Genomic DNA, 15,464 nt, shown 5'->3' with positions numbered 1-15,464 from the left:
GGCCGGCAGCACTCGGCCACCTCGCTTCAGCCAGCGCGGCAGCGAGACGACGAACGCCCGGGTGCGCGCGGCACCCGGGCGTTCGTGTGGTTCGGCGAGGTCGCGGTCAGCGGCGCAGGCCGTTCTTGCGCAGCAGCCAGTCGAGGACGACGGCGAGCACCAGCAGCGCGGCGGTGACGACGAGGAACACGTCCTCGACGTGGCCCTCGTGGTTGCCGATCGTCATCAGCAGGCAGATGATCGCGCAAATGATCGCGCCGGCCCGGGCGGCCTTGCGGTTGAGCGGCTTGCGCTGGTCGGGCGACGTGATCTGTTCGGACGATCCGGACACGGGGCAGCCTCCTGTACGCGCATGAACGTCTGTCAGTTTGACATGCCCGCCGGTGTCGTATCCGGCAGACCCCGCAGCGGGTGAGGTGTGGGCACGCGCCCGGCAGGCGGCGGTGCGCACTACTCTGGGTGCCGCACTCGTCGTGCCGCACCCGGTGGCGGCGCCGATGGGGAGGGGTCCGGGGAGCGCGGCAACCGTCGCGGGCGGACGCAGGCACGCTAGGGGAGGACCGCAGCGGTGCGAGTGACGGGTACCGGTCACGCCAGCATGTTCATCGAGACGGGCGCGGGCAGCATCCTGACCGATCCGTGGGTCAATCCGGCCTACTTCGCCTCGTGGTTTCCGTTCCCGGACAACTCCGGGCTCGACTGGGACCGGTTGGGGCAGGCCGACTACCTCTACGTCTCGCACCTGCACCGGGACCACTTCGATGCGAAGAACCTGAAGGAACGCATCTCGAAGAACACCACGGTGCTGCTCCCGGCGTACCCGACCAGCGAGCTGCGTGACGAGCTGGAGGCACTGGGGTTCCGGCACTTCATCGAGACCGTCAGCGACGAGGTGCTGGAGCTCGACGGCGGCCTGAAGGTCATGATCCAGGCGCTGACCTCGCCGACCGACGGCCCGATCGGCGACTCGTCGCTGTGGGTGGAGTACGACGGGGTCCGGCTGCTGAACCAGAACGACGCCCGGCCGACCGACCTGTCGGTGTTCCGCGACCTCGGCCACGTGCACGCGCACATGCTCCAGTTCTCCGGCGCCATCTGGTACCCGATGGTCTACGAGCTGCCGCAGGCGGCGAAGACCGCGTTCGGCAAGCAGAAGCGGGCCCGCCAGTTCGACCGCACGGTGCGCTACATCGACGACCTGAACGCGAGCTGGGTGTTCCCGATCGCCGGCCCGCCCTGCTTCCTGGACGACGAGCTGTGGCAGTTCAACGACATCTTCGGGGACGAGGGGAACATCTTCCCCGACCAGCAGGTGTTCGTCGACCATCTGCGCGAGCTGGGGTACGACAACGCGGTGATCCCGCTGCCGGGCACGGTCGCCGAGATCACCGCGGACGGCTGCGAGGTGACGCAGCCGGTGCCGGACGTCGCCGAGTTCTTCGCCAACAAGGAGCAGCACCTCCGGGACTATCGCGAGCGGCAGCGCATCGTGATCGAGGCGGAGAAGGCGTCCTGGTCGCATCCGGAGATCGACGTGCTGGCGACGATGAAGGAGCGGATCGAGCCGATCCTTTCCGAGGCCGAGCAGATGGCGAAGGGCATCGGCGGCCCGGTCCGGTTCGACCTGGTCACCGGCAAGAACGGCGACGACGACACCGACGCCGAGCAGGTCGAGTCGATCGTGGTCGACTTTCTGGACCGCCAGGTCCGGCCGTACGCGGGGGAGAAGGTGCGGTACCGGTTCCGCACCGAGCGCCGGCTGATCGAGCACCTGCTGTACACCGGTGAGGTCGACTGGGTGAACAGCCTGTTCCTGTCCTGCCGGTTCTCTGCGGCCCGGATCGGGCAGTACAACGAGTTCGTCTACGCGTTCTTCAAGTGCCTGTCCGAGGAGCGGATCAACTACGCCGAGGGCTGGTACGCCGAGCAGAAGCCGGACGCCGAGGACATCGTGCTGGGCGACTGGGTGGTGCAGCGCCGCTGCCCGCACCTGAAGGCGGACCTGACCCGGTTCGGCAAGATCGAGGACGGCGTGCTCACCTGCCAGATGCACGGCTGGAAGTTCGACCTGGCGTCGGGACGCTGCATCACCAGCGTCGGCCACGAGATCCGGTCCAGCCGCCGCGACGCGCCGGCCAAGCCGGAGAGCTGACCCGCGTCGTTGCGGTCAGGACGTGACCGCAACGCCGGTTAGCGTGGCCGGCATGGCACATCAGGTACAGGTGACTTTCGACGCGGCCGATCCGGCCCGGCTGGCCGAGTTCTGGGCGCTTGCCCTGGGCTACGTGGCGCAGCCGCCGCCGGCAGGGTTCGACAGTTGGGAGCGGTTCGCCGAGCGGATCGGCGTGCCGCCCGAACGGGCCGGGGACATGGCCGCGGTGATCGATCCGGACGGCGCCGGACCGCGGATCTTCATCCAGCGGGTGCCGGAGGGCAAGACCGCGAAGAACCGCGTCCACCTCGACATCCAGCTCACCGGCGGCGATCGCGGCGCGCACGCCTGGCGGCGGGTGACCGAGCACGTCGACACGCTGGTCGCGGCCGGCGCGCGGCGGCTGTGGGAGACCGACGAGCCGACCGGTCGGGCGATCGTGCTGGCCGACCCGGAGGGCAACGAGTTCTGCGTGACCTGACCGGCCACCGATGAGTCGGGGCGGGGTCGATCGTCTGCGCCGGTATGAGCATCCACGCCCTGCCCCAGGTGGTCCGCCGCGAGCCCCAGCCGTACGTCGGAATCGCCGGCGCCGTCACGATGCGTACGATCGGCGCGGTCGCCGACCGGATCCCCGAGATCTTCGGCTGGCTGGCCGCCCGTGGGGTGCCGCCGGCTGGTGCGCCGTTCCTGCGGTACCGGGTGATCGACATGGCGGCGACGCTGCGCATCGAGGCCGGGGTTCCGGTGGCCGAGCCGGTACCGGCGGGCGGCGAGGTGATGGCCGGCGAACTGCCCGGTGGCCGGTTCGCGACGCTCGACCACGTCGGCCGGCCGGACGACCTGGTTCCGGTGACGGCCTGGTTGCTCGGCTGGGCGGCCGGGCAGGGGCTGCGCTGGGACATGACCTGGGCGACCGACGGCGAGCACTGGGGCTGCCGGCTGGAGCGCTTCCTGACCGATCCGGCGCAGCAACCCGACCTCAACCAGTGGCAGACCCAGCTCGCGTTCCGGCTGCGCGACTGAGGGCCTGGACCGCGCCTGTGCGACCGAGCGGCCGGGCTGCGCCGCGCACAGGGGCTCGTGGCGCGCCGGTGCGACCGGACAGGCCGGGCGGCGGCGCGCTGGGAGCTGATGCGCGCCGGTGGGATCGCGGGTCGGCGTGGCCCTGCGCGGCCGGGTCAGGACTGCAGTCGGATCGCCGGGTTGAGCTCGAGCAGGTCGTCGCGGACCTGCTCGGGGTCGCGGAAGCCGGACAGCAGGGGGAAACCGAGCCGACGGTCGGCGCGCTGCACCCACACCGACGCCAGGAACCAGCGGTTCATCCCGCCGGTCCAGCTGCCCGAGATCGCCGCGAGCTGCCCGGCCGGTACGGTCGTGCGGCGCAGCGGACCGAGAAACAGCACGGTGCCGGCGGCCCGGTCGAGCCGCAGCGCCCAGGGCAGCCGCAGCCAGGCGAGGGTGCCGAGCAGCCCGACGCCGAGAACGGCCCACGCGACCGGCCCGCCGGCCCGGACCACCGCGTCGATGCCGACCGCCACCACACCCAGCCCGAGCAGGGCGGGCAGCAGCGCGCCGATCACCCCGGTCGCGCGCAGGCGGTACGTCGTCATGGCCGCCAGCCTGCCTCATCGGCCGCGGCCGCGACCAGCCCGCCTCGCCGCCGGGCGCGATCGCCGCGACGCCGGCGCCGCGCGGACGAGATGGCCGGCCACCTCCCGGCGGTGCCGTCCGGTGGCGGTCAGCCGAGGGCGGCCCGGGCGGCGGGGCGGGCCGCGGCGTGCCAGTCGGCGACCAGGGCGCAGCGGGTACGGCGTTGCAGCAGGTCGTCGACGTCCACGGCGCCCTCGGCGCGCACCCCGAAGGCCAGCTCGACCCCGAGTACCGGGATCCCGTCGGCGATCGGTTCGAGCAGCCGCGGGTCGGCCTCGGCGAGCGCGGCGACCTGCGGCGCCTCGGTCCCGTACCGGGCGACCAGCCGGCGCGGCGCGCGGACCGCGGCGAGCCGGTCGGCCGGCGCGGCACCCACCAGCGGCAGCCGGTCGGTGTTGCCGCGCCGGTCGGCGGGCAACCGGTAGGCACGGACCGCGAGGTCGACGGCGTCGGCGGCCATCCGCCGGTAGGTGGTCAGCTTGCCGCCGACCACGGTGATCAGCCGCTCGCCGTTGTCGGACACCACGTGCCGGCGGGACAGGTCGGCGGTACCGGACTGCGGGTGCGTGCCGTCGTCGACCAGCGGCCGCATCCCGGCGTACCCGCCGACCACGTCGGCGCGGGTCAGCGGCCGGTCCAGCGCGGTGGACAGCACCCCGAGCAGGTAGTCCACGTCGGCCTCGGTCGGCTCGCAGCGGTCCGGCACCGGCCCGTCCACCGGATCGTCGGTGAGTCCTATGTAGACGGTGCCGTTCGGTTCGGGCAGCGCGATCAGGTACCGGTTGTGCTCGCCCGGCACGGCCACGTTGAGCCCGGCGCGGGGTAGCCCGAGCGTGCCGGCCCGGACCACCAGGTGGGTGCCCTTGCTCGGCCGCAACCGGATCGCCGGATCCAGCCGGCCCGCCCACACCCCGGCCGCGTTGATCACCACCTGGGCGCGCAGCTCGAACCGCCCGCCGCCGCGCCGGTCGAGCCCGGCCACCCGCCCGCCGTCGACGCTCTCGACCGCGCAGCGGGTGAGGATCGCCGCGCCGTGCAGTGCCGCGGTCCGGGCCAGCGCGACCACCAGCCGGGCGTCGTCGTACAGCTGGCCGTCCCAGTGCTGCACTGCGCCGGCCAGGCCGTCCCGGCGCAGTGCCGGGGCGAGCGCCGTGGCCGCCGCCGCGTCGATCCGGTGCGGCGCCGGCAGCCGGGCGCCCGGGGTACGGGCGGCATGCCGCAGCAGGTCGGCCAGGTGCGTACCGACCGTCGCCAGGGCGCCGTGCGGGCTGACGAACCCCGGCCCGTACGGGGTGACGAACGCCAACGAGCGCACCAGGTGCGGCGCCACCCGCTGCATCAGGATGTGCCGCTCGGCGGCCGACTCCCAGGCGAGCGGCACGTCACCGGCGGCGAGGTAGCGCAGCCCGCCGTGCACCAGCTTGCTCGACGCCGACGAGGTACCGGCGGCGAGGTCGTCGCGCTCCAGCAGCGCCACCGACAGCCCGCGGGACGCCGCGTCGAGCGCGACCCCGGCGCCGACCACGCCGCCGCCGACCACCAGGACGTCGAGGGTGCCCCCGGCGGCGAGCCGGGCCAGCTCGCGATCCCGCCGGGCCGCGGACAGCCAGCTGCGGGGCGCCTGCCGCGCGGCGGCGCCGGCCCGGAACGTCACGGCACTCATCGACCCACCTCCGTCACCGAACAGCCAGGTACCGGTCGAGCAGGATGCCGAGCTCGGCGCGCACCTCGGCCGGGTCGGTCTGCGCGGCGAGCATCCGGGCACCGAACACGAACGCCTGCAACACCACCAGCAGCACCCAGCCGACCACGTCGGAGTCGGTGGGCCGGATCGACCCGTCCGCCTGCCCTTCCGCGAGCACCGCCGCGAGGGCCGACCGGGCCTGCAGCTGGCTGGTACCGGCGCGGTCGACCAGGTAGGGCAGCAGCAGCTCCGGATCGAGCTCGATCAGCCGCGCCAGCAGCGGATCCGCGGCGAGCCGGTCGACGCCGCGCAGCGACAGCTCGACCAGCCGCTGCCGCCCGTTGCCCAACCCGTCGGTCTGACCGGCGAGGTCGGCCAGCAGCGCGCCGATCTCCCGGGTCAGCAGCGCGACCAGCAGCTGTTCGACGTCGCCGAACCGGCGGTACAGCGTCATCCGGCTCACGCCGGCGCGCCGCGCCACCTCGGTCGCGGTGGTCCGGCGGACGCCCACCTGCAGGACGGACTCGCGGGCCGCGTCCAGGATCGCGGCATCGCTGCCGGAGTTGGTGTTACGAAGCGACGTCATGTGTCACACTGTACCGCGTGAGCCCAGCCGAGTCGCGCAACCCGACACCGTCGAGTCCCGAAGCCGTGCCGTCGCAGTCGGCCGAGACGTCGCAGCACCCCACCGGACCGGACGTTCCGGGGCCCGCCGACCCGGAATCCCGCGCGCCCGCGCCGACCGCCGACGAACCGCCCCGGACCGAACCGCCCTGGCACGAGCGGCGCGAGCGTGAGCCGACCGGCCACGAACGAACCGGGCACGAACCGGCCGGGGCTGAACCGGCTGGGACCGACCGTGCCGAGCGCGAGCCGACCGGCCACGAACGAACCGGACACGAACCGGCCGGGGCTGAACCGGCCGGGACTGAACCGGCCGGGATTGAACCGGCCGGAATTGAAGGTGCCGCGCGCGGGTCGGTCGGGCACGAACCGGCCCGGGCTGAACCGACCGGGCACGAGCTGCCCGAGCGTGAGCCGACCGGCCACGAACGAACCGGGCACGAACCGGCCGGGGCTGAACCGGCTGGGACTGACGGTGCCGGGCACGGGCCGGCCAGGGGAGGATCGATCGGGGGCGAGCCCGGCGGGCCGGCCTGGAACGGGTGGGAACCGGGCGCGGCGCCCGCACTGCCGGCGCGAACCCGGCGGGCGCTGGCCCGGCTGCTCGGGGCGGCCGCCGACACCCCGTCGGTACCGGTGAGCGAGGTGCGGCTGCCACCTTCGGCGCTGCCGGCCGACACCCGCCGCCGGTTCGTCGAGCTGCTCGGCGCCGAACACGTACGAACCGACCGGGCGGCGCGGCTGGCGCACGCCGGCGGGCGCAGCTACCTCGACCTGATCCGGCTGCGCGGCGGGGACGCCTCCGGGGCGCCGGACGCGGTACTGACCCCGGCCGCCGACGAGATCCCCGCCGTGCTCGCCGCCTGCGTCGACACCGACACGGCCGTGGTGCCCTATGGCGGGGGTACCAGCGTGGTGGGCGGCGTGTCCGGTGCGGACCGGGGTCACGCCGCGGTGGTGGCGCTGGACCTGTCGAGGCTGAACCGGCTGGTCGCGCTGGACGAGGTGGCGCAGACCGCGACGTTCGGCGCCGGGATGCGCGGGCCGGACGTGGAGCGCGCGCTCGCGCACCGCGGGTACACCCTGGGCCACTTCCCGCAGAGCTACCGGTACTCGACGCTCGGCGGCTGGGTGGCGACCCGGTCGGCCGGCCAGGCCTCCACCGGGTACGGGCGGATCGACGAGCTGGTGCACGCGCTGCGCTGCGTGACCCCGACCGGCGAGCTACGGCTGGGCCGGGGGCCGGCGAGCGCCGCCGGGCCGGACCTGCTCGCGCTGGTCGTGGGGTCGGAGGGTGCCCTCGGCGTGATCACCGAGGCGACCCTGACGGTGCGCCGCATCCCGCCGCAGCAGCGGTACGAGGGCTGGTCGCTGCCGGATCTGCCGGCGGGCCTGAGGGCGCTGCGCGAGATGGCCCAGCGGCTCGGCCCGGGGCTGGCCCCGGACGTGTGCCGGCTGTCCGACCCCGACGAGACCCGGTCGACGTTCCTGCTGTCCGGGTCGCTGCCGACCCGGCTCGTCCGGGGCTACCTCGCCGCTCGGGGCCGCAACCCGGGCTGCCTGGCGATCTTCGGCTGGGAGGGGGAGCCGGGTCAGGTGGCTTTCCGGCACCGCGCCGCGACCCGGGTGTTGCGCGCCCACGGCGGCGTCTCGCTCGGGGCCGCGGCCGGCCGGTCCTGGCTGCACGGCCGGTTCGCGGCGCCGAACCTGCGCGACACGCTGCTCGACCACGGGCTGCTGGTGGAGACGCTGGAGACCGCGGCGGGCTTCGGTGAACTGCCCCAGCTGTATGCGCGGATCCGGCGCAGCCTGCGCGACTCGCTGGGCCGGGTGATGGTGCTCAGCCATGTCTCGCACCTGTACCGCGGCGGCGCGTCGCTGTACGTCACGGTGCTCGCCGCGCGCGATCCGGCCGACCCGGTCGGCCAGTGGACGGCGGCGAAGCGCGCGGTCACCGAGACGATCCTGGCCGCCGGCGGCACGCTGACCCACCACCACGCCGTGGGGACCGACCATCGTGACTTTCTCGGTGCCGAGATCGGTACCGCGGGTCTGTCGGTTCTGCGCGGGGTCAAGGCGACGCTCGACCCGACCGGCATCATGAATCCCGGCACCCTGCTCACCCCGCCAAGTTGATCAAGGGCCCGCAACGTTGATCAAGGGCCCGCAACGTTGATCAAGGGATCGGGACGCTCCGTTCTCGGACGATGTGAACGAATCCCTTGATCAACATTGTGGGGCGAGGCTTGGTCAATTGCGGGCGAGGCTTGGTCAACGGGGGGCGAGGGTGTGGCGGAGGACCGGGAGCAGGTCGTCGCGGCCTGGTGCACGCTCGGCGACCAGCCACTCGATCAGCAGCCCGTCCACGGTGGCGGTGACCGCGCGGGCGGTGACCGGATCGACGTGCTCGGCGAGTATCGCGGCGATCTGCTCGACCCAGGCGGTGGCGGCGGCCCGCAGCGCCGGCCGGCGCACCGCGGCGAGGTAGAGCTCGTACTCCACCACGGTGCGGTCGCGCTGCGGCCCGAGCCAGTCGAGCATCGCCTCGACCAGCGCCTCGGCCAGGTCGGCGTCGGGCGTCAGCGACGCGAACCGGTCGCGCAGCCGGCGGTTGTAGTCGTCCGCGGCGGCCCGCAGCGCGGCGCCGAGCAACTCGTCCCGGCTGCCCAGGTGGTAGGTGGTGGACCCGAGCGGCACACCCGCGGCGTCGGCGACGGCCCGGTGGGTCAGGCCGGCCACCCCGCGCGCCGCGATCACCGCGACCGTCGCGTCGACCAGCCGGTCACGCCGGCCCGGGTCGTTGCGCCCGCGCCGGCCCGCCGGTGCTTCGCGCTCGCTCATCGCTCCAGTCTGGCAGTGCCAGGATGCTGCCGGTGGTCTGGCTCGCTCGGTCGAGGAGCCGCCGCCGACAACGGATCAGCCGGCGTGCGTACCGCCGAGGTTCAGCGCGACCACTCCGGCGATGATCAGCGCGATGCCGCCGATCTTGGCCAGGCTGACCGGCTCGCCGAAGACCACCATGCCGATCGCGGCGACCACGGCGGTACCGGCGCCGGACCAGATCGCGTACGCGACGCTGACCGGCACGCTCCTGAGCGTCAACGACAGCAGCAGGAACGACAGCAGGTATCCGGCGGCGACGCCGACGCTCGGCCACAGCCGGGTGAACCCGGCGGAGAGTTTGAGCAGGCTGGTCGCGGTGATCTCGGCGCCGATCGCGACGGCGAGCAGAACGTACGGCATGTCTCGGTCCACATTCTGTGTACATGCGTCCACAAATTCTGTGGACAAACGTACACCCGGCTGGGACATACCGGCCCCGTCGCGTGATGCGGCCGTGCCGGCGTACCGCGCCCGGGCGGCGGCCCGTACGCTGTGCCGCGGCCACCCCGAAGGGATCGTGATGGACATCCGGTTCGTGCTGCCCGCCGGTGACGAGCGGATCACGCGGCTCGTCCGATTCCTGTACGGACGGCAGTTTCGCGTCGTCCGGGTGTGTGGCGCGATCCTGCTCGTCGCCGTGGCCGCGCTCGTCGTGACGATGGCCTTCGCCGGCGTGACCGCGACGGACGTGGTCGTGCTGGTCGGCGCGATCGTCATCGCGGTGGCGGCCCTCGGCTACCCGGCGTGGGCCGAGCGGCACATCCGCCGGACCCAGCCGTGGGCCGCCCAGAGTTGGCAGTACCGGCTCGGCGACGACGGGGTGGAGATCACCGGCGCGCCGGCGACCCAGTACTTCGCCTGGGACGGCATCCAGCGCGCCCACGAGACCCCCGACGACGTGTACCTGCTGGTGGGCAGGTACCTCGCGGTGCAGCTTCCGAAGCACCTTCTCGGCGCCGCGGACCTGGTCGAACTGCGCGCGTTCCTGGCGGGGCGCGGGCTGTCCGTCGGCTCCCGGTGAGCTGTCAGGTCGGTACGGAACAATGGCCGGCATGACGACACGCGAGCTGGTGTTGCTCGGATCGACCGGGTCGATCGGTACGCAGGCGATCGACGTGATCACCCGGAACCCGGACCGGTTCCGGGTGGTGGGCATCGCGGGCGGCGGCGGCAACGTCGAGCTGCTCGCCCGGCAGGCGCTGGAACTGTCGGTCGAGGTGGTGGCGGTGGCGCGGGCCAGCGTCACCCAGGACCTGCAGCTCGCCTTCTACGCCGAGGCCCAGCGGCGCGGCTGGGCGACCGGCGACTACCGGCTGCCGAAGATCCTGGCCGGCCCGCAGGCCGCGACCGAGCTCGCCGAACACCCCTGCGACCTGGTCCTCAACGGCATCACCGGCTCGGTCGGCCTCGGCCCGACGCTCGCCGCGCTGCGCGCCGGCCGTACCGTCGCGCTGGCGAACAAGGAGTCGCTGGTCGCCGGCGGCGAGCTGGTGCGGGCCGTGGCCAAACCGGGCCAGCTGGTGCCGGTCGACTCCGAGCACAGCGCGCTCGCCCAGTGCCTGCGCGGCGGCCGCGCCACCGAGGTGGCCCGGCTGGTGGTGACCGCGAGCGGCGGCCCGTTCCGGGGTCGCAGCCGGGACGAGTTGACCGACGTCACACCCGAGCAGGCGCTCGCGCACCCGACCTGGGAGATGGGCCCGGTCGTCACGATCAACTGCGCCAACCTGGTGAACAAGGGCCTCGAGGTGATCGAGGCGCACGAGCTGTTCGACATTCCGTACGACCGCATCGACGTGGTGGTGCACCCGCAGTCGATCGTGCACTCGATGGTGCAGTTCACCGACGGGTCGACGCTGGCGCAGGTCAGCCCGCCCGACATGCGGTTGCCGATCGCGCTGGCGCTGGGCTGGCCGGACCGGGTGAGCGACGCCGCGCCGGCGATGGACTGGACCGCGGCGCAGCAGTGGGAGTTCCTGCCGCTGGACGAGGCGGCGTTCCCGGCCGTCGCGCTGGCCCGCGAGGTCGGCGCCGCCGGGCACTGCCGGCCGGCGGTGTTCAACGCGGCGAACGAGGAGTGCGTGGCCGCGTTCCTTGCCGGCCATCTACCGTTTCCTGCGATCGTCGACACGATTGCGGCGGTTGTTGATCAGGCGCCGGCCTTCGGGGTACCAGGTAACGTCGAGGACGTGCTGACCGCCGAACGCTGGGCGCGCGAGCGGGCGCGGCAGCTGTGCTCCGCCTTCTGAGAAGGGACGTTGATGGCGTACGCGATCGGGGTGATCCTGTTCGCCCTGGGCATCGTGGTGTCGCTGGCGATCCACGAAGCCGGACACATGTTCACCGCGCGGGGCTTCGGCATGAAGGTCAGCCGGTACTTCATCGGCTTCGGGCCGACGCTGTTCTCCTTCCGCCGCGGTGAGGTCGAGTACGGCCTCAAGGCCATCCCGGCGGGCGCGTTCGTCAAGATCGACGGGATGACGCCGCTGGAGGAGGAGGAAGAGGTCGCACCGGCCGACCGGCACCGGGTGTTCTGGCGCAAGCCGGTCTGGCAGCGCACCCTGGTCCTGATCGCCGGCTCGGTGACCCACTTCGTCCTGGCGTTCGTGATCTTCTGGATCGCCGCCGCGTTCGTGGGGGTGCCGAACCCGAAGTACGCCGACTTCGTCACCGGCAACGTGCCGGCCACGCTCGGCCAGGTCAGCACCTGCGTGCAGCGCACCTACGACGCGAAGCATCCGGACCGGTGCACGCCCAAGGACATCACCGGCCCGGCGAAGAAGGCGGGCCTGCGGCCCGGGGACACCATCACCGCGCTCAACGGCGTCGCGACCCCGACGTACGCGAAGCTGGCCGACCGGATCAAGAAGACCAAGGCCGGCCCGGCGAAGGTGACCTTCCGGCGCGACGGCACCACGCGCACCACCACCGTGACGCTCGTGTCCGCGCCGCGCCCGACCGGCGGTACGGCCGACGACCCGACCATGTCGGACGTGACGGTGATGGGGATCGTGCTGGTCACCCCGCAGCAGGCGGGCGTCCCGACCACCACCACGTACGGGCCGCTCGCCGGCGTGCCGCACGCGGCGGAGCTGTACGGGCAGACCGCGAAGCAGATGGGGCAGGCGGTCACCCGCATCCCGAGCAAGATCCCGAACCTGGTGTCGGCGCTGGCCGGCCACCAGCGCAGCGCGGACACTCCGATCAGCGTGGTGGGTGCGAGCCGGCTCGGCGGCGAGACGGTCGAGCTGCACGCCTGGTGGTTCTTCCTGATGCTGCTGGCGCAGCTCAACCTGTTCGTCGGGGTGTTCAACCTGGTGCCGCTGCTGCCGCTGGACGGCGGGCACGTGGCGATCGCCTGGTTCGAGAAGCTCCGGTCCTGGTGGGCCGCCCGCCGCGGCCGGAAGGATCCGGGCCGGGTCGACTACCTGAAACTCATGCCGATCACGTACGCGGTCGTGATCATCTTCGGTGGGCTGTCCGTGCTCACCGTGGCCGCGGACATCATCAATCCGGTCACCCTGAATTGAGGCGCAGTATGACCACGGTCAGTCTTGGCATGCCGGAGGTTCCGCCGCCGGCGCTCGCGGAACGTCGCCAGTCGCGCCAGATCGACGTCGGTGGTGTCCCGGTCGGTGGCGGTGCGCCGGTCAGCGTCCAGTCGATGACCACCACCGTCACCGCCGACATCAACGCCACCCTGCAGCAGATCGCCGAGCTGACCGCGTCGGGCTGCCAGATCGTGCGGGTCGCGGTGCCGTCCGCGGACGACGCCGAGGCGCTGCCGGCGATCGCGAAGAAGTCGCAGATTCCGGTGATCGCCGACATCCACTTCCAGCCGAAGTACGTGTTCGCCGCGATCGACGCGGGCTGCGCCGCGGTGCGGGTCAACCCCGGCAACATCAAGCAGTTCGACGACAAGGTGAAGGAGATCGCGAAGGCGGCCGCCGACGCGGGTACCCCGATCCGGATCGGGGTCAACGCCGGTTCGCTGGACAAGCGGCTGCTGGAGAAGTACGGCAAGGCCACCGCCGAGGCGCTGGTCGAGTCGGCGCTGTGGGAGTGCTCGCTGTTCGAGGAGCACGGTTTCCGCGACATCAAGATCTCGGTCAAGCACCACGACCCGGTGGTGATGATCCGGGCGTACCGGCAGCTCGCGCAGCAGTGCGACTACCCGCTGCACCTGGGCGTCACCGAGGCTGGACCGACCTTCCAGGGCACGATCAAGTCGGCCACCGCGTTCGGCGCGCTGCTGGCGGAGGGCATCGGCGACACGATCCGGGTGTCGCTGTCGGCGCCGCCGGTCGAGGAGGTCAAGGTCGGCATCGCCATCCTGGAGTCGCTGGGGATGCGCGAGCGGGGCCTGGAGATCGTCTCCTGCCCGTCCTGTGGCCGGGCCCAGGTCGACGTCTACAAGCTGGCCGAGGAGGTGCATGCCGGCCTGGACGGGCTGCCGGTGCCGCTGCGGGTGGCCGTGATGGGCTGCGTGGTCAACGGTCCGGGCGAGGCGCGCGAGGCCGACCTCGGCGTGGCGTCGGGCAACGGCAAGGGCCAGATCTTCGTCAAGGGCGAGGTGATCAAGACGGTGCCCGAGTCGCAGATCGTGGAGACGCTCATCGAGCAGGCGCTGCGGATCGCCGAGGAGTCCGGCGCCGAGCTGCCCGAGGAGCTGCGCGGTCTCGGCCCCACGGTCGAGGTGCACTGAGGTCGGTGATCGGTCCGGGTCGGACGGCGGATCGTGCCGATGGTCCCGCGGATGCGGCCGACACCGGCGGCCGTCGTCTGGCACGCTTGATGCGTGCGGGACGAAGCGCTCGGAGACGGGGCGTGTTGACGGTTCCGGTCCGGTTGCTGGGCGACACCGACCGGGCCGAGGTGCATCGGTTGCTCGACGCCGAGCCGATCGCGGCGGCCCAGGTCGCCGAGCGGGTGGAGGCGGGCGGCCTGACCTGGTGGCGGACGGGCGCGCGGGTGTTCGGCTACGGCCCGCCCGGCCGGCTGGAGTCGCTGTGCTGGCTGGGCGCCAACCTGATCCCGGTTCGCGCCGGTACGGACGCGATCGCCGGGTTCGCCGAGCTGGCCCGGCGGGAGGGCCGGCGCTGCTCGTCGATCGTGGGCGAGTCGGCGGCGGTGCTGCAGCTGTGGGAGCGGCTGGCGCCGCACTGGTCGCCGGCCCGGGAGATCCGGTCCTGTCAGCCGCTGCTGATGACCGCCGACCGGGCCCCGGTCGCCCCGGACCCGGACGTGCGGCTGGTCCGCGCCAACGAGGTCGGCACGCTGTTCCCGGCCTCGGTCGCGATGTACACCGAGGAGGTCGGCGTGTCGCCGATCGCCGAGGCCGGCGGCCGGGTCTACCGGCAGCGGGTCGCGGAGCTGGTGCGCTCCCGCCGCGCGTATGCCCGGTTCGTGGACGGCCGGGTGGTGTTCAAGGCGGAGCTCGCGGTGGTGACCCGGCATACGGCGCAGGTGCAGGGCGTGTGGGTGGCGCCGGAGTGGCGCGGCCGTGGCCTCGGTACCGCCGGGATGGCCGCGGTGGTGGCCGACGCGCTGGAGCGGGTCGCGCCGACGGTCAGCCTGTACGTCAACGACTTCAACACCTCCGCCCGCCGGGTGTACGAGCGGTGCGGGTTCCGCGCCGTCGGGGCGTTCGCCACGGTGTTGTTCTGACCGCGCTGCGGGCGCGGGCAGTGCCGCCCGACGGGCACGGTGGGTACTGAAGGAGCATCCTGGCGGGAACCGTCTCGGCGGCGTATGTTACGACAAAGGAATCCTTTTAATGCCTTAGAGTCCGAATTTTCTGTCAGATTTATGCGCATCCTCGGTCGGGCTCGTGACAGCGCGCTCACTACGTTGGGATAATCAGGGGACCACTCAGAGTTACCGATGGTTCCTCGAATCCGAGGGCAGACGAGGTGAGCGTGATGGGGCGGATCGTCAAGACCCGTGGCGAGGGCGTCACCAAGTACTACTGGTATCCGGGGAGAAGGCGGACTGGATCAGGGCCGCGGTCGCCGTCGGCGCCGGGCTGGTGGTCCTTGCCCTGGTCGCTCTGTTCACGCACAGCGGACTGTGGGCGTCCGTGCTCGGCACGTCGGTGACCGCCGCGGTCGCCGGGCTCAACTTCGGCCGCCGGGACGCCCGGGCGCTGCGGGACCTGCCGGACATCGCCTCCGCGCGCAAGGCGGCGATCGTCGACACCGGCCGGGCGATGTGGCGGGCGATGGTGAAGGGCTGCGGTGCGGCGGGTGCCGCGGTGCTGGTGGCGAACATGTCCAGCCACGGCTTCGTCGCCGACTGGCTGCTTCCGCTGGTACCGGCCGTGGTCGGGGCGCTCGCGCACCAGGCCGGCATGATCGCCGAGCGGATGTCCGAGGACGCCGCGGCGCGCAAGCAGGCGGTCGAGGCAACCCCGCTGCGCGCCCGCGCCGCCGAGCCGACCAGCAACGCCGCCTGACCGCCGCCGGGGCTCGC

At 72.8% G+C, this 15,464-nt stretch carries 16 protein-coding genes; 10 read left to right on the top strand and 6 right to left on the bottom strand.

Annotated features, from left to right (window positions below; genetic code table 11):
- Window positions 1–106: 106 nt before the first annotated feature.
- Window positions 107–331 (bottom strand): DUF2631 domain-containing protein, encoded by a 225-nt coding sequence (locus tag Asera_RS25710; RefSeq protein WP_030446449.1) that lies wholly within the window; start codon window positions 329–331, stop codon window positions 107–109.
- 237 nt (window positions 332–568) lie between these two features.
- Here Asera_RS25710 and Asera_RS25705 point away from each other — a divergent pair, with 237 nt between their 5' ends.
- Genes Asera_RS25705 through Asera_RS25695 form a run of 3 tightly spaced genes read left to right on the top strand, consistent with a single transcriptional unit; the run spans window position 569 to window position 3,178 of the window.
- Window positions 569–2,152 carry a Rieske 2Fe-2S domain-containing protein gene (locus tag Asera_RS25705; protein ID WP_030446448.1) on the top strand — a complete coding sequence of 528 codons (1,584 nt, stop codon included), beginning with the start codon at window positions 569–571 and terminating at the stop codon, window positions 2,150–2,152.
- A gap of 52 nt (window positions 2,153–2,204) precedes the next feature.
- Window positions 2,205–2,633, top strand: a complete 429-nt coding sequence (locus tag Asera_RS25700) for a VOC family protein (RefSeq protein ID WP_030446447.1) — start codon at window positions 2,205–2,207, stop codon at window positions 2,631–2,633.
- Window positions 2,634–2,677: 44 nt separating this feature from the next.
- Entirely contained in the window at window positions 2,678–3,178 is a 501-nt protein-coding gene (locus tag Asera_RS25695) for a GyrI-like domain-containing protein (RefSeq protein ID WP_030446446.1), read from the top strand.
- 155 nt (window positions 3,179–3,333) lie between these two features.
- Here the strand turns inward: Asera_RS25695 and Asera_RS25690 are convergent, their stop codons facing one another.
- From Asera_RS25690 to Asera_RS25680, 3 genes are all read right to left on the bottom strand, one after another.
- Entirely contained in the window at window positions 3,334–3,765 is a 432-nt protein-coding gene (locus tag Asera_RS25690; RefSeq protein WP_030446445.1) for a hypothetical protein, read from the bottom strand.
- Between the two features lie 128 nt (window positions 3,766–3,893).
- Window positions 3,894–5,468 (bottom strand): glycerol-3-phosphate dehydrogenase/oxidase, encoded by a 1,575-nt coding sequence (locus Asera_RS25685; RefSeq protein ID WP_051802265.1) that lies wholly within the window; start codon window positions 5,466–5,468, stop codon window positions 3,894–3,896.
- Window positions 5,469–5,481: 13 nt separating this feature from the next.
- Window positions 5,482–6,075 carry a TetR/AcrR family transcriptional regulator gene (locus Asera_RS25680; protein WP_030446443.1) on the bottom strand — a complete coding sequence of 198 codons (594 nt, stop codon included), beginning with the start codon at window positions 6,073–6,075 and terminating at the stop codon, window positions 5,482–5,484.
- A 683-nt stretch (window positions 6,076–6,758) separates the two neighbouring features.
- On the opposite strand from Asera_RS25680, the gene Asera_RS25675 reads away from it, so the two are divergent.
- Window positions 6,759–8,249 carry an FAD-binding oxidoreductase gene (locus Asera_RS25675; RefSeq protein WP_211255587.1) on the top strand — a complete coding sequence of 497 codons (1,491 nt, stop codon included), beginning with the start codon at window positions 6,759–6,761 and terminating at the stop codon, window positions 8,247–8,249.
- A 135-nt stretch (window positions 8,250–8,384) separates the two neighbouring features.
- Here Asera_RS25675 and Asera_RS25670 read toward each other — a convergent pair whose 3' ends face one another.
- Together Asera_RS25670 and Asera_RS25665 are read right to left on the bottom strand one after the other, a co-directional pair.
- Entirely contained in the window at window positions 8,385–8,954 is a 570-nt protein-coding gene (locus Asera_RS25670) for a TetR/AcrR family transcriptional regulator (RefSeq protein WP_030446440.1), read from the bottom strand.
- A gap of 75 nt (window positions 8,955–9,029) precedes the next feature.
- Window positions 9,030–9,356, bottom strand: coding sequence for a DMT family transporter (locus Asera_RS25665; RefSeq protein ID WP_030446439.1), 327 nt, complete (start codon window positions 9,354–9,356; stop codon window positions 9,030–9,032).
- Window positions 9,357–9,516: 160 nt separating this feature from the next.
- Here Asera_RS25665 and Asera_RS25660 point away from each other — a divergent pair, with 160 nt between their 5' ends.
- The 6 genes from Asera_RS25660 to Asera_RS25635 all read left to right on the top strand — a co-directional run bounded on the left by Asera_RS25660 (window position 9,517) and on the right by Asera_RS25635 (window position 15,447).
- A complete protein-coding gene (locus Asera_RS25660) occupies window positions 9,517–10,017 on the top strand; it encodes a YcxB family protein (protein WP_169745841.1) in 501 nt (166 codons plus the stop codon).
- Between the two features lie 31 nt (window positions 10,018–10,048).
- Window positions 10,049–11,242 carry a 1-deoxy-D-xylulose-5-phosphate reductoisomerase gene (dxr, locus tag Asera_RS25655; protein ID WP_030446437.1) on the top strand — a complete coding sequence of 398 codons (1,194 nt, stop codon included), beginning with the start codon at window positions 10,049–10,051 and terminating at the stop codon, window positions 11,240–11,242.
- 12 nt (window positions 11,243–11,254) lie between these two features.
- Window positions 11,255–12,523 (top strand): M50 family metallopeptidase, encoded by a 1,269-nt coding sequence (locus Asera_RS25650; protein WP_030446436.1) that lies wholly within the window; start codon window positions 11,255–11,257, stop codon window positions 12,521–12,523.
- Between the two features lie 8 nt (window positions 12,524–12,531).
- Entirely contained in the window at window positions 12,532–13,698 is a 1,167-nt protein-coding gene (ispG, locus tag Asera_RS25645; protein ID WP_030446435.1) for a flavodoxin-dependent (E)-4-hydroxy-3-methylbut-2-enyl-diphosphate synthase, read from the top strand.
- 122 nt (window positions 13,699–13,820) lie between these two features.
- Window positions 13,821–14,660, top strand: coding sequence for a GNAT family N-acetyltransferase (locus tag Asera_RS25640; protein ID WP_030446434.1), 840 nt, complete (start codon window positions 13,821–13,823; stop codon window positions 14,658–14,660).
- A gap of 412 nt (window positions 14,661–15,072) precedes the next feature.
- Complete coding sequence (locus Asera_RS25635; protein ID WP_212804729.1) at window positions 15,073–15,447, top strand: hypothetical protein; 375 nt, start codon at window positions 15,073–15,075, stop codon at window positions 15,445–15,447.
- The last annotated feature ends 17 nt before the right edge of the window (window positions 15,448–15,464 follow it).

It is taken from the genome of Actinocatenispora sera (assembly GCF_018324685.1).
In the GTDB taxonomy this organism is placed as follows: Bacteria; Actinomycetota; Actinomycetes; order Mycobacteriales; family Micromonosporaceae; genus Actinocatenispora; species Actinocatenispora sera.
This window is presented reverse-complemented; position numbering and strand designations above follow the sequence as displayed.

Bases quoted from the DNA above. Each gene is read 5' to 3' on its own strand.
- Asera_RS25700 (WP_030446447.1), top strand. From the start codon at position 2,205: ATGGCACATCAGGTACAGGTGACTTTCGACGCGGCCGATCCGGCCCGG.
- Asera_RS25695 (WP_030446446.1), top strand. From the start codon at position 2,678: ATGAGCATCCACGCCCTGCCCCAGGTGGTCCGCCGCGAGCCCCAGCCG.
- Asera_RS25690 (WP_030446445.1), bottom strand. From the start codon at position 3,765: ATGACGACGTACCGCCTGCGCGCGACCGGGGTGATCGGCGCGCTGCTG.
- Asera_RS25685 (WP_051802265.1), bottom strand. From the start codon at position 5,468: ATGAGTGCCGTGACGTTCCGGGCCGGCGCCGCCGCGCGGCAGGCGCCC.
- Asera_RS25680 (WP_030446443.1), bottom strand. From the start codon at position 6,075: ATGACGTCGCTTCGTAACACCAACTCCGGCAGCGATGCCGCGATCCTG.
- Asera_RS25670 (WP_030446440.1), bottom strand. From the start codon at position 8,954: ATGAGCGAGCGCGAAGCACCGGCGGGCCGGCGCGGGCGCAACGACCCG.
- Asera_RS25665 (WP_030446439.1), bottom strand. From the start codon at position 9,356: ATGCCGTACGTTCTGCTCGCCGTCGCGATCGGCGCCGAGATCACCGCG.
- Asera_RS25660 (WP_169745841.1), top strand. From the start codon at position 9,517: ATGGACATCCGGTTCGTGCTGCCCGCCGGTGACGAGCGGATCACGCGG.
- dxr (WP_030446437.1), top strand. From the start codon at position 10,049: ATGACGACACGCGAGCTGGTGTTGCTCGGATCGACCGGGTCGATCGGT.
- Asera_RS25650 (WP_030446436.1), top strand. From the start codon at position 11,255: ATGGCGTACGCGATCGGGGTGATCCTGTTCGCCCTGGGCATCGTGGTG.
- ispG (WP_030446435.1), top strand. From the start codon at position 12,532: ATGACCACGGTCAGTCTTGGCATGCCGGAGGTTCCGCCGCCGGCGCTC.